The 19,647-nt window shown below is 43.5% G+C and carries 32 protein-coding genes, 3 tRNA genes and 1 pseudogene; all 36 read right to left on the bottom strand.

The window, feature by feature from the left end; all coding sequences use genetic code 11:
• Position 1 precedes the first annotated feature (1 nt).
• Entirely contained in the window at positions 2–607 is a 606-nt protein-coding gene (locus FFM75_RS03015) for a hypothetical protein (RefSeq protein ID WP_137627717.1), read from the bottom strand.
• Positions 604–942 (bottom strand): hypothetical protein, encoded by a 339-nt coding sequence (locus tag FFM75_RS03010; RefSeq protein ID WP_137627716.1) that lies wholly within the window; start codon positions 940–942, stop codon positions 604–606. Before FFM75_RS03010 ends, FFM75_RS03015 begins: the two co-directional genes overlap by 4 nt.
• A gap of 15 nt (positions 943–957) precedes the next feature.
• On the bottom strand, positions 958–2,034 hold the full coding sequence (locus FFM75_RS03005; protein WP_137627715.1) for a phage capsid protein: 1,077 nt from the start codon (positions 2,032–2,034) through the stop codon (positions 958–960).
• Positions 2,034–2,663, bottom strand: coding sequence for a capsid assembly scaffolding protein Gp46 family protein (locus FFM75_RS03000; RefSeq protein ID WP_137627714.1), 630 nt, complete (start codon positions 2,661–2,663; stop codon positions 2,034–2,036). The genes FFM75_RS03005 and FFM75_RS03000 overlap by 1 nt, the downstream gene beginning before the upstream one ends.
• A 110-nt stretch (positions 2,664–2,773) precedes the next feature.
• On the bottom strand, positions 2,774–3,691 hold the full coding sequence (locus FFM75_RS02995; RefSeq protein ID WP_137627713.1) for a structural protein: 918 nt from the start codon (positions 3,689–3,691) through the stop codon (positions 2,774–2,776).
• Positions 3,657–5,393, bottom strand: a complete 1,737-nt coding sequence (locus FFM75_RS02990) for a phage portal protein (RefSeq protein ID WP_137627712.1) — start codon at positions 5,391–5,393, stop codon at positions 3,657–3,659. The genes FFM75_RS02995 and FFM75_RS02990 overlap by 35 nt, the downstream gene beginning before the upstream one ends.
• 14 nt (positions 5,394–5,407) lie before the next feature.
• Entirely contained in the window at positions 5,408–6,769 is a 1,362-nt protein-coding gene (locus FFM75_RS02985) for a terminase large subunit domain-containing protein (protein WP_223876597.1), read from the bottom strand.
• Positions 6,735–7,352, bottom strand: coding sequence for a terminase small subunit (locus FFM75_RS02980; protein WP_137627711.1), 618 nt, complete (start codon positions 7,350–7,352; stop codon positions 6,735–6,737). The genes FFM75_RS02985 and FFM75_RS02980 overlap by 35 nt, the downstream gene beginning before the upstream one ends.
• A 36-nt stretch (positions 7,353–7,388) precedes the next feature.
• Positions 7,389–7,625 (bottom strand): hypothetical protein, encoded by a 237-nt coding sequence (locus tag FFM75_RS02975; protein ID WP_137627710.1) that lies wholly within the window; start codon positions 7,623–7,625, stop codon positions 7,389–7,391.
• A gap of 114 nt (positions 7,626–7,739) precedes the next feature.
• Positions 7,740–8,036 carry a hypothetical protein gene (locus FFM75_RS02970; protein WP_137627709.1) on the bottom strand — a complete coding sequence of 99 codons (297 nt, stop codon included), beginning with the start codon at positions 8,034–8,036 and terminating at the stop codon, positions 7,740–7,742.
• Between the two features lie 27 nt (positions 8,037–8,063).
• Positions 8,064–8,135, bottom strand: a tRNA-Ile gene (locus tag FFM75_RS02965).
• A 344-nt stretch (positions 8,136–8,479) separates the two neighbouring features.
• Positions 8,480–8,564, bottom strand: a tRNA-Ser gene (locus FFM75_RS13900).
• A gap of 60 nt (positions 8,565–8,624) precedes the next feature.
• Positions 8,625–8,696: transfer RNA gene (locus FFM75_RS02960), tRNA-Asn, on the bottom strand.
• A 130-nt stretch (positions 8,697–8,826) separates the two neighbouring features.
• On the bottom strand, positions 8,827–9,306 hold the full coding sequence (locus FFM75_RS02955; RefSeq protein WP_137627708.1) for a hypothetical protein: 480 nt from the start codon (positions 9,304–9,306) through the stop codon (positions 8,827–8,829).
• A 78-nt stretch (positions 9,307–9,384) separates the two neighbouring features.
• Positions 9,385–9,696: a hypothetical protein gene (locus FFM75_RS02950; protein ID WP_137627707.1), complete on the bottom strand. Its 312-nt coding sequence runs from the start codon at positions 9,694–9,696 to the stop codon at positions 9,385–9,387.
• Between the two features lie 10 nt (positions 9,697–9,706).
• Entirely contained in the window at positions 9,707–9,961 is a 255-nt protein-coding gene (locus FFM75_RS02945; protein WP_137627706.1) for a hypothetical protein, read from the bottom strand.
• A gap of 212 nt (positions 9,962–10,173) precedes the next feature.
• Positions 10,174–10,746, bottom strand: coding sequence for an ABC transporter substrate-binding protein (locus tag FFM75_RS02940; protein WP_137627705.1), 573 nt, complete (start codon positions 10,744–10,746; stop codon positions 10,174–10,176).
• An 83-nt stretch (positions 10,747–10,829) separates the two neighbouring features.
• Positions 10,830–10,970, bottom strand: coding sequence for a hypothetical protein (locus FFM75_RS13895; RefSeq protein ID WP_171001412.1), 141 nt, complete (start codon positions 10,968–10,970; stop codon positions 10,830–10,832).
• Between the two features lie 17 nt (positions 10,971–10,987).
• Complete coding sequence (locus tag FFM75_RS02935; protein WP_130844037.1) at positions 10,988–11,464, bottom strand: hypothetical protein; 477 nt, start codon at positions 11,462–11,464, stop codon at positions 10,988–10,990.
• A gap of 2 nt (positions 11,465–11,466) precedes the next feature.
• Positions 11,467–11,730: a hypothetical protein gene (locus FFM75_RS02930; protein ID WP_137627704.1), complete on the bottom strand. Its 264-nt coding sequence runs from the start codon at positions 11,728–11,730 to the stop codon at positions 11,467–11,469.
• Entirely contained in the window at positions 11,723–12,205 is a 483-nt protein-coding gene (locus tag FFM75_RS02925; protein WP_137627703.1) for a hypothetical protein, read from the bottom strand. Before FFM75_RS02925 ends, FFM75_RS02930 begins: the two co-directional genes overlap by 8 nt.
• A gap of 12 nt (positions 12,206–12,217) precedes the next feature.
• Positions 12,218–12,586, bottom strand: a complete 369-nt coding sequence (locus tag FFM75_RS02920; RefSeq protein ID WP_137627702.1) for a hypothetical protein — start codon at positions 12,584–12,586, stop codon at positions 12,218–12,220.
• A 1-nt stretch (position 12,587) separates the two neighbouring features.
• Positions 12,588–12,947 (bottom strand): hypothetical protein, encoded by a 360-nt coding sequence (locus FFM75_RS02915; RefSeq protein ID WP_137627701.1) that lies wholly within the window; start codon positions 12,945–12,947, stop codon positions 12,588–12,590.
• Between the two features lie 35 nt (positions 12,948–12,982).
• Complete coding sequence (locus tag FFM75_RS02910) at positions 12,983–13,258, bottom strand: hypothetical protein (RefSeq protein WP_137627700.1); 276 nt, start codon at positions 13,256–13,258, stop codon at positions 12,983–12,985.
• Positions 13,248–13,661, bottom strand: coding sequence for a hypothetical protein (locus tag FFM75_RS02905; protein WP_137627699.1), 414 nt, complete (start codon positions 13,659–13,661; stop codon positions 13,248–13,250). Before FFM75_RS02905 ends, FFM75_RS02910 begins: the two co-directional genes overlap by 11 nt.
• On the bottom strand, positions 13,658–14,095 hold the full coding sequence (locus FFM75_RS02900) for a VRR-NUC domain-containing protein (protein WP_307722389.1): 438 nt from the start codon (positions 14,093–14,095) through the stop codon (positions 13,658–13,660). Before FFM75_RS02900 ends, FFM75_RS02905 begins: the two co-directional genes overlap by 4 nt.
• A gap of 2 nt (positions 14,096–14,097) precedes the next feature.
• A complete protein-coding gene (locus FFM75_RS02895) occupies positions 14,098–14,808 on the bottom strand; it encodes an antA/AntB antirepressor family protein (protein WP_137627698.1) in 711 nt (236 codons plus the stop codon).
• 2 nt (positions 14,809–14,810) lie between these two features.
• Complete coding sequence (locus tag FFM75_RS02890; RefSeq protein ID WP_223876596.1) at positions 14,811–15,788, bottom strand: DNA replication protein DnaD; 978 nt, start codon at positions 15,786–15,788, stop codon at positions 14,811–14,813.
• A 42-nt stretch (positions 15,789–15,830) separates the two neighbouring features.
• Positions 15,831–16,367, bottom strand: a pseudogene (gene ssb / locus FFM75_RS02885) (single-stranded DNA-binding protein).
• A complete protein-coding gene (locus FFM75_RS02880) occupies positions 16,364–17,122 on the bottom strand; it encodes an ERF family protein (RefSeq protein WP_137627697.1) in 759 nt (252 codons plus the stop codon). The pseudogene ssb and the gene FFM75_RS02880 overlap by 4 nt, the downstream one beginning before the upstream one ends.
• Before the next feature lie 12 nt (positions 17,123–17,134).
• Positions 17,135–17,668, bottom strand: a complete 534-nt coding sequence (locus FFM75_RS02875; protein WP_137627696.1) for a host-nuclease inhibitor Gam family protein — start codon at positions 17,666–17,668, stop codon at positions 17,135–17,137.
• Positions 17,669–17,962 (bottom strand): hypothetical protein, encoded by a 294-nt coding sequence (locus tag FFM75_RS02870; protein WP_137627695.1) that lies wholly within the window; start codon positions 17,960–17,962, stop codon positions 17,669–17,671.
• 269 nt (positions 17,963–18,231) lie between these two features.
• A complete protein-coding gene (locus tag FFM75_RS02865) occupies positions 18,232–18,522 on the bottom strand; it encodes a helix-turn-helix domain-containing protein (RefSeq protein ID WP_137627694.1) in 291 nt (96 codons plus the stop codon).
• A 5-nt stretch (positions 18,523–18,527) separates the two neighbouring features.
• Positions 18,528–19,106, bottom strand: a complete 579-nt coding sequence (locus FFM75_RS02860; RefSeq protein ID WP_223876595.1) for a helix-turn-helix domain-containing protein — start codon at positions 19,104–19,106, stop codon at positions 18,528–18,530.
• A 42-nt stretch (positions 19,107–19,148) separates the two neighbouring features.
• Positions 19,149–19,382, bottom strand: a complete 234-nt coding sequence (locus FFM75_RS02855; RefSeq protein WP_137627693.1) for a hypothetical protein — start codon at positions 19,380–19,382, stop codon at positions 19,149–19,151.
• 37 nt (positions 19,383–19,419) lie between these two features.
• Positions 19,420–19,644, bottom strand: coding sequence for a helix-turn-helix domain-containing protein (locus FFM75_RS02850; protein ID WP_137627692.1), 225 nt, complete (start codon positions 19,642–19,644; stop codon positions 19,420–19,422).
• Positions 19,645–19,647 lie beyond the last annotated feature (3 nt).

Below are 19,647 nucleotides of genomic sequence, written 5' to 3'. Positions count from 1 at the left end.
ATTAAATCTCTCCTTCTAAAAAGTAAGTTATAGAATTTAACAGCTTTTGGCTGTCAATCAGTGGATCATTGAAGCCCTTGGCCTCGGTAGTTAATGGAGCATTGCCCGGTTTGCTAAAGTAACGGATGGTGCTCTTCATATTTGTCACTATTCGTTTAGCCAGTAAGGTTTGCACCTCCGTAGCACTTAGGTCACCGGCAATCATTTTGCTTACTAAGATAGCGGCGTAATGGCCCCATAACTGTAGGTTTTGCTCATAAGTTAGACGTAAAAAAGGCCGTGCTGGAATCCGTACTTCTTTTCTCAAAATGAACATCACTTTAAGCCCGTTCTCGGCACCTTCATCCTTCATAGCAAGAATATTCTTACCTTTAGGTCTAAACATGCCGGGTACTTGGCTAGCGTGTGTGACGCCCATTTTGCGGGCATTTGAAGTAGGAATCACCAACCAATCGCCATGCACTGGGCGGATTGTCTTGCCATATTCCTGAACCAGTGCAATCATCGTTAACTGATTATCAGACCGCGGCACACCCACAACGATCCGTGCACTTTGCAATTGCTCCAGCTCACGTATGATACGCGGCATCGGATTAATTTCAGTCATTCCGTCCAAACATCTCCCCAGTTCGCACCACTGCCAAAGGCTTCCACAAGGTCGTTATATTCGATTAAAAAAGAGTCATTGCCACTTAGCTTGTCGAAATTCGTTTGCTGATTACCAAACGTTTCGGCTGACTGCACAGGGCCATAACTCATTGCGTGTTCAATAAATAGCAAGTGGCGGGCATAATCAACGGTGCCATCATCAAGAGCTGCATCAGTTAGCCCATCGTGCTCCGCCTTACGGTTAGCACGGTTGATCGCCTTAGTTACCTCTTCGTCTGTTAAACTTTGAAATATCTTTAAGGTGCCCTTTACGTCCTCATTAGTTGCCGCCAATCATGTCCCTCCTAGTTATTTAGTTGCTGTTGTGCCACTGGGTGTTGTGCCACTGGGTGTTGTAGTAGCGGTATCAGTTGTATTGACACCCGGCACAACGAACCCTTTATCAATTGTGAATCCGTATTTGATGATGCCAATTTTACGAACATCATCAGCGGCCTTATAAAGCGCCTTAGTGCCATCCTTTAAATCGGACTTCCACTTAGTCGGATCATCTTCAATCGTCATATCAGCAGCCGTCCCAGCAACGTGCATTGTAGTCACACGCTTATGGGTGATAGCCGAAATCCCACCTTGCTTTAAGTTATCCCGGTCAGTCGTTACACCGTTGATAGGCGTTGCAACACCATAGTTAACCGCACCGCTGCCATAGAGATAAGCACAAGTCTTACCATCCTTAGTCAATGGTACTTGGTCATCCTGAACGATCGTCAAACCGTTGTACGTGCCAATAGGCATAGCGCCTTCACTAGGTTGTAAGAAATCAATTAAGTTTTGAGCAACCAAGTAGTTATAAGTTCCGGAATTAACAGCCATTTGTGTAGGCTTACCAGACGCAACGTCACCCATGCGCGCCATAGCCTTTACAAAGTCTAGTGCTGCAAAGTCCTTTTCACTGCCAACGCCAAAAGACTTGGCTGTTGCAATATCAGTGTTTAAAAATGTCGCATTAAGCACTTGCAAAAGCCGTTGGGTATCAACAACAGACCAGTAATCCGTAAATTGACTAGTAATTTGAGCCAATGTTTTAGCGCCAGTTACCATATCGTCATAGTCCGAATTACCAAACGATTGTGCATCTGTCATCTTTACATCGTTTTCGGTGAAAGAGTCCATCCCGCTAGTCGTAATATCGTGCTTGTTATTCCAATCTTGTGGTTCAATTGTGGTATCAATATGAGCCGTGTGTGGAATGGTAACAAAAAGACCCCGACTAAGTAATTGATTACCTAGAATAGGGTCGTTGGCTAAAATGCCAGATCTAAAAAAGTTGTTTGTTTCTGTGATACGCTCGTAGACCCAATCAAGCCAAACTTCTGGAATGAAATTAGCTTCTAAGTCTGTGATCGTCCCGCTAATTGTAGACATTAATTATTACTTCCTTTCAATTTTTCATAAGTCGCCTTATCTTCTTTATAAAGGGCCATTCGTTGCTCCATACCCATGCGGTCAAATTCTTCTTGCGTAACCTTGGAATTGCCGCCGGCCGGTGCCCCAGTTTGTGGGTTAACCTTGCCCTTAGCACGATCAGAAATTTCTGAGTCCACTGCACTCTTGAAAGTCTTAGCAAACGCCGTAACGTTGCTCATGCGTGTAGGTTCATCGTCAGCAGTCAGTTGCGCGGCAAAGTTGGCTGGTAAGCCTTCGTTGACCAACAGCGTGCGCGTGGCGTTTAAAGCGGCTTCCCGTTTTTGTTCAGCGTCACGCTTATCAAGTTCGGCTTGCTTGTCATCCAAAGCCTTAAGCCGATCAGCTAATTCGGCCTTAGCCTTATCATCAGCCGACATTTTGGCACGCTCTTCGCCTTCACGCAGATACTTGGCCTTAAGGTCATCGGCCTGTTTGGACCATTTATCTTCATGAGCCTTAGCGACTTCGCTAGCTTTGGCTGCCATCATTTTGTTGACGTCTTCTTGCGTGTAAGCCTTGGCCTTGGGTTTCTTTTCCTCGCCCTTCTTGTCATCCGGATCAGCAAAGAATTGTAAGTTTAATTTCATGGGTATCCCTCCGTTTTAAGTCGCGTGGACTATATCGGTTTAAGTGCGAATCACTGAATCGGCCGTTCTTTAGCGCCAGCAACCGAAAAAATGGCATAAAAAAAACACCCTTAGCGAGTGTGTGGTATCTTACTGCATCTACAATTGGGGTGAGTATCACCGGGAATGCTTGGCACGTCATTTAAAGGATATGGGCCACCATCAGCAAGGGCTGCACACATTTCACACGCACCCGGCTCGTCTATCCAGTCAACCCAGATAACGCCTTGCATACTGTAGGTGGTCATGTTGACTTCATCAACTAGCCGCGCTGATTCCGTCCGCAAAATCCGCTCCGCTTGGTAATCCATTTGTGAAATGCGATCGGCAATCGACTTACCGGGCCTAAACTGTCTAGGATTGACGTGTTGTACTAGCATCCCTTTCAGGTCGTCTATACTCATGCCGTGCCGTAAGTGCAAGTTGACTAGTGATTGCACATCATTAGCCATGGACTCACTTTTGAGCCACAGGCTGTCACTCCACAGTGCTGTTGTTTCGTCCTGTGTGATGATGCTCACTGGCTTAGACTTAACTATCGGGCGAATGGGTGGGCCGTCTAGTAATCGTTTCAAATGCTCTTCTTGATCCACTGCATCCGTCTTAACGCGGTCAGTGATATGCTGTTGAACCTTTGACGTCATGCTAATCAGTGACATGCCAACCATGGCCCCCATCAAGTGGGTGCGGTCATAGCCAGCCTGATAAGCGTACTCACCAGCGAGATACTTAGCATTGTCATCCCAGTCAGTCATATCAAGCTGGTCAATGGCACGCTGCCACTGTGCAATATCCCAGCGACTAACGGCTTGACGGGTCTGTGCAAGTGACAATCCACTTTCATCCGCGTACTGCATATAGAAGCGTTGTAAATTGTCGCTAATCTCCGTTAAGGCTTGCTGCTGGTACATGGTAAATGTTTGGCTGCTAGCCTCATCTAGACGTAACAACTCATTAATCCGCGCTTTCTCCGCTGCTTGAGTCAGCATCGCCATCGCCTCCCTTTTGGAAGTCGGCTAAACTGCCCTTAAACATTTTGCCGGTATCGCCACCATCGCGCTTCTTTTGGTCGCCCATTCGTTGCTTTTCCATGGACGCAGGCACGCCAGTGACATCAGCAGCCATATCTTGACCAGTCTCATCAGAAATGGCCCCCGTACCAAGTAATTTACCAATTAATTCAACCTTCTTATCGTCATTCTTAGGCAAGTTTGGTGTAAAGCTAATGGTGACGTTTTGGTAGTCGGGCGGACTCACTAGCTTAGGGTCTTTATCCTTTTTGCCGGCCATTGCCCACTGCATCGCCAGTAGCTTTACGCGTTCCATTAGACCGCGCTTAAAGATGTCGTGCATTGACGCTTGTGCCTGATCGGTACCCCATAGCTTATATGCTAAAGCCTCGCCAGTCTGATCCTGCGCAAAGCTACTATCACTTAGGTCAGGCGTGTTTGTTCCCATGAGAATCTGTTGCTTAATTTCATCCGTGTAGGTCTTCCAGTCAGTCGTGTTGACTTCTTTAGTAAGATATTGTGCAGAAGTGCTGCTAAACATTTTGTTTCCGTTGGCATCATGATACATGTAAGGCTTAAGAAACATTGTGTTGGCTTGCGTATCAACAAGGCTCTGCACAGCCTGCTTATTATCCTTGCCGTTCTTGTCCTTAGCCTCATGAGTGAACCGACCGCTAGTATTATCAATAAAAACAAAGTCGCCATTGCCATCGGTCATGGGCTGTTTCTTGTGCTGGATCATCCCGCTAATGACTAACTTACTATTGCTAAAGTCTTCTTGACTGTTCGCCATTTCCGACTTAGCAATGTCATAAGCATCGATATTATCCATTTGAGTTTCAAAAATGCCAGAACGTTCGTCATTGATCGAATACTCAATCAGCGGCACGCTACCAAGTAAATGCTCGGCATTATCATCAAGCGTCCATCCACTTGCCGGATCTTCCCCGGCCTTGAAATAAAAGATGTGATCCTTGGTATACACTTCAATTCGATAGGAGGTTTCATCACGCACGTTAACCGCGTAGTAACGCACGGCAAACAATTCCACAGGCTTGACATCAGCCGACCACACTACAAAAGCCTGATTAGGGTCAATGGGAGCCATCTGTGGCTCGCTACTGCCTTCTGGGCAATAGATTAGCTCATAGGCTCGCCCAGTGTTACAGGCGTTCTTAAACATCACCATGTCGTGATAGGCCTCATCGTTACGCTGATTAAATAGCTTGATACGGTCAAGCAACGCCTCACCAGTATCCCCATCGTCTTCCGGATTAGAATAGCCAAAAGCTAACGGATTAGCTAACTCGTACCCTACGTGTATCGTGGTGATGTAACGCGGGTAGCCGCTTGTAATCCGCTCATCGGCTTGCTTAGGCCCCTTACCACTTCGCCAGTAATGAATATTTTCATCGCCGTCATAGTAGCGTTCAAGTTCCAGAATGCGCGGTAGTTGGTGTGCAAAGTGATCGCTAACGTACCACTGAATAAGTTCGATCATCTCTTTCTTTTTTCCATCGCTGTCGTATACGTCATCCCAGTCCTTCGCTGGAATTGAGTACACTTGATTGGAATCAAATGAGTATCGCCCGCCATAGCGGCGCCCGTCAAGCATGGTGATTGAATTATAAGTTGGCCGTAACGAACGCAAGTGCGCGTTACGGTCGTTTGTTTCTGCCATCTAAGTATCACCTCCTATATCCATGGATCGTCAGGATCAACAAGACCCTCATCGACCAAGTAGGTATTTTGTTCCTCGTAATCCGGTTCTGGATTAATTGCATCGTTACGTACGTTCATGACTTCCGTAGCCACGCCGTAACGGACGGTATCCATCACATCATCATTTAGCTTGACTGGTAACCCGGTGGCCTTATCCCACACGTATTGGTAAAGCTCATCTAAGAAATGGTTATCTGCATCGTCAGCAACACTCTTAAGCACTAAGTAGTGGCGTGCCTTAATCTTGCCTGCAATGATTTCAATACCGCTTAGGCGCCCTTTAAATGCGTTGTCAGCGTTAAATCCATCGTCTTGCAAGTGGGCAACGTGATCCGGACGTGCTGAATCACAATGAAATGCAATTCCACGCCCAAACTCTTTGCAGATTTGATTAGCTATTTCAGACCAATACTCTATCTGCTTAAATTGCTTGGTGACCACCTTGACTAAGTAAGTGTTGCCATCCTCATCGTCCGCATGAACGGCCATGACGCCTTTATGCTCAAAGCCAAAGTCAACGCTGGCATAGTAATGCAGTCGCTTATCCTTGGTGCGCTCATGAAAGGCTTCATCCGTGATGATATTTTTATTCTTGTCAAAGTCGCCATAAACTAAGCCTTCGCCGGCCGTCCACTCACCATTAATTGCACGCTCGTAAAACATGCCGCTAGGCGTAGTTTCTTTAAGTGAGGCCACATAATCCGGATCAAGCCGCGGGTTATCATCAATCGTAAAATGATTGCTAATGATCCGTGGTGAATCGTCATCGATATATTTAGTTTTCAGCCAGTGAGTCGGTATATCCGGATTGGTGTCACCAACCACACGGGCACCCGGCCGTGAACACCGGTGCCGTATTTCTACAAACACCTCTTCATTAGCCATTGAGATTTCATTAACGTACGCTCCCATGGCCGTCATACCACGTACAGAACCTAGCCCGGCAATTGAGCCGGTAAACGCTTGGACGACTGTAACGGGCGGTAAACCACTAAATTTAACAGCAAACGAATTATGCTTATCAAACTTGAACGTCAGCCCGAACGTGTTCCGCAATTCGACTAAGATGTTGTTATAAATCGACTTGCTAGACACACCCGCCAAAATGTAAAGTGGCTCAGCAATTTTAAGTCGCTTGGCTACTTCGGCCGCATGTCTCACTTCAAATAAAAATACAAAGTTATCCACGAAAGTCTTACCCGACCGGACAGCACCGTAATTTATCATCAGCTTCCATTCTTGGCTGGTGAGTTCCTGCTTGATAACCTGCATTTGCTTGGGATTAAATAGCTTGTCTAATTTAACTGCTATCCTTATCACCCTCATTCCCATCATCTTTAATGCCATCGGTAATGGTATTAAGCAAGCGATCCAGCGCATTCATTTGATCGTTCTGATTGTTAGTAACAAGAGCGGCCTTAGCTTCCGCAACCGTAGCCTCAGCATTAGCCTTACGCGTTTGCGCTTTGCCTAGTTCCGGATCAATGCCCTTACTCATGCCAAGCACACGCGTCAGAATGTCAGCGGCCTTCATAGCATCCGAATTCTTGGTAGGCACATCTACAATATCGTCAACATCTTCATAGGCAAACTTATCGTAGGTATCACCCTTTGCGTTCGTCATCTTAACCGTGGTAGGCTTCTTAAGCGTGACAACCACCTGCTCAATTTCTTGGCGGCGCATAATGCGCGTTAGAAACTCAAATACTTCTTGTTGGGTCGCAACCTTTTTGCTTTCCAACTCTTTAAGTCGTGCAGCAATGTATTCCTTTATGTCAGGTTTTGTCAGGTTCTCTTGACCGACTGAACGGGCCGTATGCTCACTGTAACCGGCCTTACGCGCGGCATCCGCGGCATTTCCAGATATAATATACTCATCAGCAAAATTCTGTTGCTTGAGCGTTAACTTACGTTTCATTACATACCACCACACCCCCTTAAACATGGCCTTAAGCTAATCTATTTCATTGCGAATACTTTGATGAAGCAAGTCGATGGCACCTAGTAACTCGAACGAATTATCTGAACTCGAAAGAAATTCGGCAGTCCCGTCACCCTTTATGACAACTGCACCAATCCCCGTCACGTTTTCACTGTTAACTTTTTCGCTAATTGCGGTGGCTACCATTTTCGGATTCCAAATACCACGTTCGTATTGGCGTTCTGTAAGTGTTTTTGCTTTTTGGGCCATGCTTACCAATCTCCTTCGATTTACTATGCTTCTTACGATCACACGGCCAATCACGCAAGTCATGGTTTACCTTGCGATCAATGGGCCACTGTAGTCCCTCGGATGTCCGTTTAATCATGCTAGCCACCATACAAACAATTTAATAATTCCAACTATTACCAATAAACAAGTTGAACTCGTAATTGACATGATCGAAATCGTCAATAGCCAGTCAACAAAATCAAATATCGGTTCATCGAAATTAGTCATGACTACAAATGCAATGACAAAAATTGCCATAAAAACATATATAGTAAAGCTGTAATTAGGCGGGCCTACAATATTATCAATTACTTTAAACGCGAGTCCCCAAAGGGCAATTGCACTACACAGTAACAGTGAAGTGCTGATAATTTTGAACTTAACTTTCATTTTGGCGCCTCCGTAAATTTGTTTAAATGTTTCTGGCCGGGATTGAACCGGCAACCTCTCACTTATAAGGTGGGCACTCTACCATTTAGTTACAGAAACAAATAACCCCACTAGCTACTGAACTAGTGGGGTTAAGACAGGCAACAATGTTATATAAGTTAGGAGGTGTTTATTTAGCAATCAAAAATTGTATCAATGTAGTTACCTGTCTAATGTGCTTGGTAGGGATTTGAACCCTACATGACTAGTTTGGAATTTTCTGGCCAGCTCCATACCTAATCTCTATTGTCTTTCTGCGTCTACCCATTCCGCCACAAGCACAGTTGGATTTTTATCAGCCTTTGAGCCACACGTCTGTGAACTCAGCTATCACAACGTAGGCAGTTTTGAAAGGTTCCGACACCTTTCTCACCAACGATCTGCCAGAGCTTCACGGCTGATAACGGAGTGAGCTGGACTTGAACCAGCAACGCCGGTCAGGCGTAACGGTTTAGTAAACCGCTGCAATGCCGTTATGCTTACCACTCCCTAATAGGTTTTCGGTCACTATTAGGACAAACGCTAGGTTTTATGTCACCCGCAGGACAACGTAGCTTGCTGGATTTGAACCAGCAACATCCGGTTTAACAGACCGGCGCTCTGCCATTGAGCTAAAGCCACATGAATGCTAGGTATCAGCCGGGGGTGGCTTACCTAACATTCGATAATACAAATATAACCCCCTAAAACGCTAATTTGGTACGAACTGTGTACGGATTTAGTACGAAAAGTGTACGAATAATGTACGGATTTATTTTCCATCCTTTTTAACTCGTAATTCACGCGGGTAAAATAAGGGAAACTTTAACAGTGCCTCTTTACGGTAGTCGTAAAAGGTTTGTCGTGGAAAATCTGGTAACTTGTACTTTTGCGAGAATTTATAGCAGCACACTTCAACTTTGTTAAATTCAAAGAACTGCAGCCGCAACACGTCCGCCAGTTGCTCGCTGTGATCGTCCACTTGCCCCATAAGCTTTAACGCATTGTTAAGCAACGTGATCTCCCATTCATTGGCTTCCTGTTTCTCCAGCCGTTTCATTTCCTTTTCTTCCTCATGATTTATATTGGTTGTACTGTGTGGCATACCATCATAGGCTTGCCCAGATAAGTGGTAAGCTTCTAACTGCTGCCGTTTGATGATTAGCCCTTTATATCCCCGTAAGGCGTGCAAAACGTTCTTACGTGTCGCATCATCATCGTATTCACTACTTCTAAAAATCGGTTCTATCAAAGCCGCCACCCCTTAAGCTATGCTATAATTAATTTATTCGGGATTAATCGTAGCGCGGCCATTAGTGGCGGCGTTTTTTTATTCTACATAATCGTCATAAATCGTAATGCATATAACGTCATCTTCTAATCGTGGCTTATTAATAATGACTTGTGCATGACTCTCATTGTAAGTTGGTGGCAAACGCTTAAAAGCAACCATTAATTCATTAAATTCACAGTGCTTTGTTTCTAAAAATTCACCGTCAAAAGCAAAATATTCCGATAATTCATTTTCTTCACCATAGCCCACTTTGTATCGCTCAATTAATTGTTTAAACGACTCTCTGTTAATATCACGTTTCTTATATTCATCCTCATCAAAAGCCCAGCCTTTATAAACTTTAATCATTTTATTCCTCCTAAGTCATAGACATAAAACAGTCATTAGGTATGTCATCAATTGATGACATTTTACGTTGCTTATAACAGTGAGTTTTCAAAACGTCTTTGTCAGTAAGTTCAGTTCCACGTGACCATAACGGCCGATTATTACCGTCATACCAGAATAAATCATTTCTAAGCTCTTTGCTTTTATCAAGTGGCACTAGCAAGACAATCTCAACATCGCCGCTGTCATTAAACCAGTGGTTCGCTACTTTCAAAGTTTTAATCACGCTATTACACCCAGCTTTCTACCGCATATTGGGCAATAATTAATGACTCGTGTATAGTCATAGTCATCATCATTCATATAGCTAACGCTAATCATTGGATAGTTAGGATCGCTAATATCTACATTTATTTGAAATCTGCTATTGGACGGATCATTTAAATCAGCCTTACCATGGCAAAATGGGCATTCCTCTTTAGTTAACATGGTTTTCACCTACTTTTTGATTACTTTGAAGTTTTTGCCGTCAACACTAATGTATTGACCCACTTTCACAGACTCATATTGACGCTTAGAAACTGATAAACGCTTATGCTTGCCGTTAATTGATACTGTCAAAACATAGCGTTCTGAATTATCATGACGAGTCATCGCCCCCGTGTACCAAAATGGGTAGTAAGAATGACTGTATAACGACTGGTGACTAGTGCTAAAACCTGATTTAGTTCCCGATTTAACACTTTTTACGGCCGGTGTTGATTTACCGGCACTAGTCGTATGCGTTCCTTCGGTTTCAGTTACGTGGGTCGTTGTATGTTCTGTAGTAACGTGGGTTGTCGTATGCGTTCCGCCGGTTGTATGACCAACAGAAACGTGGCCACCAGTTGAAACATGCCCTCCACTAACGTGTGCAAACACTGGCACCATCTTAGGGCTTGCCATGGTAATCTTCCGATTAAGGTGCTCCTTAGAAACGACCTTGCCTTGCATAGCACCCGTGCTACTAGAACACCCAGACACTAACAACCCGCATAACATCAGTACTGAAATCAACTTAATTTTTTTCATTTCTAGTCCTCTCTACCCACTGAAATTTTTAAAGCCACTAGCTCACCATTTAAATCATTTAGCCATGGTACCTCTTCGTTTTTTTAAAATTGGTAAGCATCAAATAAGTCGTTCGTTTTTCTATATCCAATAATTGCTTTAGACATCATGCCACCACTGTGAACCATTTCAGGTTTAGTTAGCAGATACTGCCCATCAGCAAACTGAAACACCTTAATTTTCATTTTTAGTCCTCCCAATCTCAATTAATTGTTCTTAAATCTTTGCCAATGTATACCGTTTCCATACCGTCATAGTCATCGATCTTATAGTCATAGCCGTCTGGCACCTCAACGATCTTAAGTTCAGACACTCGGGTATTAGCAGCATCACCATCCGCCAGAATAGTCGCAATCAAATCCTTATCAGTCCGGTTTTTATCAGGTTCCCACTTCCAAGGTTTAAATTTTTGTATATATCCATCCCAGTCGGTGGACATGTCTTTCAACACAAATTGATCAACTTGGGGGTCTTTTTGAAATAGTTCCAATTGATCAAATGCTTCTTCGGCGAGGCCGGTGTACTTTATATACGTTTTAGTCATGTCCATATAATCCGCCCTTGAAAATAGCTTTGAAATATATGGGTAAACTTTGATACCCTTACGTTCGGCCACATGAATTTGTGAAGCCATCGACAGTTGAAATCCACCAAATTGTCTATTAATAGCTAGTTTCATTTTTAGTCCTCCCCAAACAATTCAAACACTTGCCGCCGCAATTCATCGGTAGGTTCAACAACTCCAACGTTACTCATGTTGCCAATCCCTCCATTCACCTTTACAACCATCCGCTTCCCTTTGTAGTCATCGGCTAAGTGTTGTGTGAACCGAATACACATGCTTCGATATGCACGCTCAAATAATTCTCTTTGCTTTCGTTCATAATATAAATTTCCCGCTAATATCACGATCAACCCAATGGTCACTATTAACACGCTACTCATCGCATTCAACCTCACGTTTCCCCAATTCGGCTATCTTAGCTAGCACGTCACCATGTGGCTGCTTTTTTAAGGCACTAATCAGGTCTTTAAATTCTTTGTCTGTAAATTGACAACTTCTATCGCAAGTCAAATCACATTCTATAGCCGCAGCATCTACATTAAAATCGCCCTCATGTTCGCCTTTGCAATATACACTTATATAATCCGGATCGTCTGTATCAGCACCAATAACAACATTCCACTTTTTAACGCTGATAACACGTTGACTAATGGGGGTCGCCATGAATTCAATGATATTTCGGGCCAAAGATGGAAGTAAATTGGCTATCTCATAGTAAACGCCTTTTAACCTTAGCTTCGCATACGGATAACCGTCATGCATTGGATCACCAATAGTCAAGAACGTACCAGAATTGTCTATCGTCCATTGTAAAGAGCTTGCCGTAATTGCTGACTCTAATTCACTTAATTTCATTTCATCAATCCCCTATCTAAGCGTAAAAGTTGTTTCCGTCCGGTTTTGAACAGCCGCATATGGAATTACAAATACTAGCCGTTCTTCATCGTCAGGTTGATTGTTCCAAGCGGTATCACTAAATTCCTGAATTTCTAAGTTGTCGTTTTCAATCGGGAGCATGTTATAGGTTGGCAACGTGGTGTTAATTGGTTCCGCTGGTATAATGGCACCGAACTTTGAAAGAATTTCATCCATCGTATACAACTCGGCCTTTTGGTAGTCCGGTGTATAGCCACCAAACGACCGTGGTTCATCGCTTTTAGTCCGGTAACCCCAGAATAAGGGGTGTGTCTTTGAAGCGTGCTTAGCCGTCATCAGTAGGTAAATACGTTTATCCATCTTATTCACCCCGCCGCTTTTGTTCTGCATCAACCATCGTATTGTGCACAACCATTTCAACATAACCGTTAACAACATCACTCATCATGCCAATCATTGTAGCAACGCGTTCCTCATTAATCATGTTGCCTTTAATGTACGTTGAAATAAATTTATCTAGCATAAGCGGGAGTATCTCTTTATATTCCGGATCTTTAACGGTAAATCCATTTTCATCTAACGTAATGACTAGTTGTTGCTTACCTTTGGCTGAATAAAAGGCTTTGGCTGCCAAATCAGTGCCTGACAATTCCTTTGCACCTTCCCCAAACGTTTCATCGAAAATCTGACCTAATACATCTTTCAAATCTGGTTCTTTCATAATTAATACCCTCCTAAATTGTTGTAACTGTCGTCTTATTTGATACCGCGTTCCACTAGCTTTGGTCGAATAATTAAATGGCATCCACCACTATAAAGTGCATCAGCCACATTTCTCAAACTTCTATAATCAAAGCTAGATTGACAGCCAGTTTGTAAGCTCACTAGAGAAAACGCAGTTCCAGCTTCTGAATACATATTGCGTTTCATAACGAGATACACGTTATCGCCCCATCCAATCACATTGCCCACTTGAAACATGGTGTACTTTCTATCATCAAGTTCACTTGGATCTTTTAACTTAATCTTCATCGCTACTATCCTCCAAATCTAGTGACGTTTGGCCCGGCGTTACATCTTCCAACTGATACCGATACATAAGTGCTAGTATTACTTTCATTTGACGTATTGAACGGAATAACGTTTCATCTCGCCATGCTTCAAATTCTGGGGTAAGCTTTGGCATATCAATTGGTGCGCTGTCCCACCACTCGGGATCATCTTCTAACTTTTTATTAGTCGCGAGGTCGCGGACATCCACCCAGATTAGCGATCCCATCATTGTTAGCCCGTTTTCATATTCATCAACACATGGTTTCACACGATCAATAACAAATTGTGGTAATGAAACAACAACATTTCCGGTAGGCTCATATACTTCTTTTACGTCCCGCCAATATTCGTTCTCTGTTTGCTTATCCTTAAATGGGATCATTTAACGTCCTCCGTTCGATTTAGTTCCTTTTCAACAATCTCTAGCGCCTCTTCTGCCGACCGCGCTACGCCGTAAATAACAGGCTTGGACGCTATCTCACGGGCAAAGTAAACTTGTGCGGGGCTACGTTTGCCCTGCTTGGTTTTGACCTCAATGAAAAACATTTTGCCGTCACCCTTCCGAAAGCCACACAAGTCCGGGAATCCTTTTTGCACGCCAGAATGAAAGGTACGTCCATCTTCCATCTTGACCTGACCAACGTTGACCCGATAAACAGTGTGGCCGCGCATAGTTAATGCGATCCGGATGTTGTCTTGAATGACATGTTCTGGGCCGGGGCCACGTTTTTTCTTTTTAACAACACGTTCCTTGCCGCCTTCCTTAGTGGGTTTGTAGTACTTTCGAATTTGGTCACCGGGATATTTAATTGTCACCGCTATACCTCCATCCGCATTTGCTCAGCCGATTCATCTAGTTGCCGAATAATTTGCTTGGTTGCCGTTGACGGTTCCCAACTTTGTATAAACTCCTCAGTTTTATCAAAATCCTGTTGCCGTAGTTGTGATCGGGTTCTAACGCCAGTAACTTGCTTCACGCCGTTATTAATATCCTTGTAAAGCTCAGCACGTTGTTTTCGTGTTAATTTCAAACTGTGATCGTCAACGTAGCGTCTAACAGCGTAGTTAACGCTACGGCTAATCCGGTTATATTCGCCGGGATTAAGTGGCTGGTGATCGCGTAATTCAATCACTTGAGCCTGAATTTTATCTAGCCGCTGATTAGTTCTATCGCTATTTTGCAGTAGCAAGTGAATTTTCTCGGCTGGTGTCATCGGTAACTCTTTGGCTTGGCTTTCCATCGCAATAAAATACTGCCGTGCTTTCTTGCCCTCATCGGTTCGCTGGATCATTGAAATTTCTTTAGCCATATCCAAAGACATAGCATGATTTATCTGGGGACGGCCGCCCGTAGGTTTCGTACTTTTTTGTTCAAAACCCACGTAGTCAACGTTTTCAGTAAATCCGTACTCCAACATCCGTGGGAACCAAATTCGATACGGCGTTTCCACTTTTAAAAACTCGTGCAGTTCGCGACCATCAACGGCAATCTTGTCATCATTTTTACGGATCATATTCGCTAATTCCATGTCTATCCCTCGCTTTGATTTTCAGTTCGTTTAGCATCCAAACCAGCAAGCCGATCAGCTAACGCCTTACGGTCTACACTTGCATCGTTTTCCTCTGTTTTGGGTGCATCGTCATCCTTGAGCCAGCCCGGTACTAGTTCTTTACGTGGTGCGCGTCCTCCTTGGACTGATTTTTGCTTAGGCGGCGTCATATCGTAATTGCTCAACCACCCAGCGTTATCAAGCCAATTAGCTAGTTGCTGAATGAATTGGCCTTGTGTGCCCTTAACCTCTAAGTGCCGCTTATACTTTTCAATCCCGGCAATAATGGCCTCTTTTGTCGTCTTACCAGCGGGGTTATTACCCGTAATTGTGGCCCGATAGTACGCTTCCCAAGCCTCGCCAAACTTCTCTTGACGCGGATAGATACCCCAAACCTGTTCAGTAAATTCCTGACGGCGTTTGTCGCGAGGGTCTTCGGGTTCTTGTGGGCTTTCCGCAAGGAGTTTAGCAAACGGATCATTATTTTTTTTAGTTACAGTACCGTCAGGTAAGGTACTAGTAAGATCTTTATGAGCTTCCGGTTGAGCTTCCCCTTGGGGTACTGGTTGAGCTACTTTATCCGAACCAGTTGAGCTACTGTTACCGTTCTTGTTGGGATACTTTTCACCCTTTGAAGTAGCCCAACTGGTAGCCATACCCTGATTTAACTTGTAAAGCTGAATAATTTGATACTGTGGTGCTTGGGTATTCTTCTTACCCTTAACGTACTTAATCAATTTCATTTGTACCAATTCATTGCGAGCCTTTTTCATGCCAGCTTCTGATAGCCCCGTAAGACTAAGCAACGCCGAATTTTTCATAGAAAACAAGTCATCCAACTTGTACTCATCGTTCGCATAGTCTAATAACTCGCGATACAGATTATTTTGACCGTTACTGATACTCGCTTCATATAGTTTAAAATTGCGGTACGCTCGTCTTTGTTTGAAGTAATCCAAGCTGACACCCCCTAACCCGTTTTATTCTTGATTCTCATGTCTCTATTGCCAGTTGCCGAACGGATCGCCTGGGGCATTATTACCACCCTGATTGGACCCGTTGTTGTAATTGCCGTTATAACCCTGATTGTTTTGATTCTGGTTTTGACCACCGTAGCCGCCACCTTGGTTAGAACTACGTTGTTGCTGGTTATTTTGGTTACCGTAGCCGTTGCCATTTTGGCCGCCTTGGTTTTGTTGATTGCCTTGCTGCCCATTGCCCTTGGGTTCCAATAGTGAAAAGTTTTCAACGACAACCTCGGTCGTAAAGACCTTTTGGCCTTGTTGATTCTCATAAGTTCGTGTTTATAAACGGCCATCAATACCAATTAGTGAACCCTTATGGGTGAAATTAGCCAAACTTTCGGCCGCCTTACGCCAGATAACACAATTGATAAAATCCGCTTCACGTTCGCCGTTCTGGTTAGTAAAGCTCCGATTAACGGCTAAAGAAAACGTGGCTACCGCCGTATTATTTTGCGTGTACTTTAATTCTGAATCACGAGTTAAGCGGCCTACTAAAACTGATCGATTAATCATGCTGATTTACTTCCTTTCTGATTGTTAACCGCATTTAATTGTTGCGTTACGGTTTCAATTAAACTATTGGCTTGATCGTGGCTAAGATTGCCTAAGCTGTCATCAACGCCAAAGGTGCCAGCATAATAGCTTTTGATTGATTCAATTGGATTACCGGTAACTTTAGCTGTGGCTTTAAACAGCCCATCTAACGTTGTCCGCTGCTCATTTGTTGGTGGGTAAAATCCTTGTTGTTGGTTACCATTGCCACCCTGTCCGTTGCTTTGTGGCGGTTGATTACCTTGATAACCGCCTTGATTAACTGGTGGCTGACCATTCCAACCGCCTTGGCCGCCATTACTGTCGTCAGCGTCTGGGTCTTCATCCTTATCAGTGATATTAAATATTTGCTTGTAAAAATACTTTTGTGCGGTCGTGCAAGCTTTAACCATGGCTTTTTCACCAGTATCTTGACCACTACCGGGCATAGTCCCAACAATCTCAGCATCGCCGTCCGTTATCGTGAAAGTCCCCATCACATCAACAAAGTGGTTGTTACCACCCTTATTGGATTGGTGGTCATACTGATTAATCACCTCATATTTAGGAATGATCCTAATACCAACCTCACGGATCGCCTTTTCAACCGCGTATTTAACAGCCGTTTCAGACTGGAAGGCATAGTGTTGATATTTGTTATCGCCATCCTTACCGATAGGCCCAATCATCTTTGAAGCTTCATTCAATTTCTGAACTAGATTTAATTTTTCGGTCATCGTTTGCCCCTCCTAAAACTTAAAGCTAACTGATTCAGTAGCGGGCTTTTCAGTGACACCATCAATGACTTCACCATCATCAAGAACAAACTTACCGTTGATGATCTGGCCTTGCTTCTTAAGACTCTTCTTATCAAGCTCTTCTTTGACCCGAATAAAATCGGTAGCACCTTGTTTCTTAAGAGATTTAATTACAGTTACATCATCGTAATTAAGGCCAGCTGCATTCTTACGTGTACTTACCTTACCGTGCGGTGTGTCAATCTTAAATTTCTTATCATGCTTGCGTTCGCGATACAGGTAATCTTTAAGCAAGCCTTGGAAGTATTCCCGACTAGCTTGGTTTTCTGTCAATTTGCGATCGCGCCATGCAATCGTTTTGTCTAAATCAGCTTGGGCCGTGGCCGCGGTTTCCTTGTCTTGCTCATCAATTGCTTGCAACTTACGCATTGCCCAATCAGCAGTTTGAAGTGAGTTAATCTGAAAGCCCTCGTCCTCACGTTCGTTAACACTTTTTAATTCATCTTTTAGAATTGCATTAATCATTTAAATTACCTCCTCAATCGCGTCATAGTCCTTAAGCACGCCATCCAGCGCATAAAAACTAGGTTTATCACTACTTCTAAAGTCATCAATAATTGACTCAATGAAGTCCTTGGCGCCATTCTCAATGGTGATAGCTAGTAACAGGTCGTTGTAGGCTTCATCATCGTCATAGAGATAGAATTTACCGCCATACTCCCATACTTTTGTGCCGCTGTATAAATCCCGGCCTTGATAGTCATGGGCCACTACGCGCGGTTCTGGTGGCAACGGGGCACCGTTTAAGCTTCCTACCATTTCTTACGCCCCCTCCCTTGTAAATGCTTCCTACTAGGGATAAAATAAATACAGTTTGAAATTACTGCTAAGTGATTTTGATTGGTCTTGTGAGCATTTGCGGTGCTTACAAGGCTTTTTTTATACCTATGAATCGCGCTCACAGGTACTTTGCTAATCATCAAGATTATTTCCTCCAAACAGCTTGGCTATTGTGACGTCCCAACCTTTGTGGTCGATATAAATTAATGCCGCTAAAACTGGTAGTAGTTCCATCATCGTTAAACCTCCTACGCATAAACTTGGTTATCGTGTAACCATTTTTCGATCGCCTTACGTGAAAACATCATTTGACTATTCTTCATGTAATGCGGAAACCCCGGTTGACTTAGGTAATACTTAACGAAAGTTGTTCGATCACATCCCAACATTTTGGCCGCTGCTTTCTGATCCAGTCCCTGATCGGACTCGTGATAATGCTTAACCAACTCTTCAATTTGTGGCATGACTTTATTAACTAGCTTGTCGGCAACCATTGAAGCAAATTGTTCCTCGGTGATTTCACTTTGCATTTGCATCATTCTTATCACTCCCTTCTATTTTTTATAATGTCTTTCCGCACCCATAGCTGCATACGTTCGCTAAGCTCATCCTGCATTGAGAAATTAAAACCTCGGCATACATAAGCGATCAAGTTAAGCAGATAAAGCACCGCGTCAAAACATTCGCCAACCAACTTTGTAGGATCTTCAAAATCTTCTGGCCGTAAATCCTCTTTAGGGATCGTTAACTCATCAAGTGAGTCCTGAATTGCGGCCATCGCTTCCGAAAGTTCTGGCATGGTTTTGACGGCCATTGCTAGTGGCTCTTTCATGATCCGATCACCATCAATAACCGGCGTGGTTATGCCAACCAGTTTATTAGCCGCATCAATCGCGAAAAACTGGTTTTGTTCTGGCAACGCCTCTAAGTAATCGACCACCGCGGTAACTTGTAGCCTAGCCTTATCACGCTTAACCTTTGAAATATATGACGGCGTGAAGTGCAATCGCTCCGCTAGTTCTTGGGTTCCAATATTGTTGTGCTTCATAGCGTCTGACAACATCGGCCCGATAAATGCGGAAACTGACGGTTGAAATTTACCTTGCATAAAATCACCTTTCAATTTCCCACCTATAAATTGAATCGCAATACCGCGATAATAAAATTAGGCGTTATGGAGATTTGACCAATCAAGTCGATAATTATTTTCATCGCCAGTTACTACAACGCCCGCGCCTTCCAATCGATCAACAATTGATGGAAACTTTTCTAACGGTTCGTGTAATGTCCCACTAGTGTGATTAAGCTTTGTATTGCTAACCATTAACTCGCGAACCTGTTCCCAAATACGATTCATGGCTGCTACTCGGACGCATTGGATCATATTTTCATTAGTCATACTGTTTCACCTCCGTTCTTTGAAAACTTAATAGCAATCACTTAGCGACCTCTTTTCGTTCACTCTCCGTGATTGAATTGGAGAAAAAAAGATAGTCTACTGATTTGTCATAAAAATTTGAAAACTTTTCCATGGTTTCTTTAGATGCGCCACGATAACCATTTTCAACTTTGGTTAAGGTTGAATAACTGATACCAATAGCTTTTGCAGCATCCTGCTGAGTCAAATTTTTACTATGACGTATCTTTTGTAGATTATTCATTTC

This window comes from Lactiplantibacillus daowaiensis (assembly GCF_005405085.1).
Taxonomy (GTDB): Bacteria; Bacillota; Bacilli; order Lactobacillales; family Lactobacillaceae; genus Lactiplantibacillus; species Lactiplantibacillus daowaiensis.
Note: the sequence above shows the minus strand (reverse complement) of the source record. Positions and strands in the feature narration are given on the sequence as shown.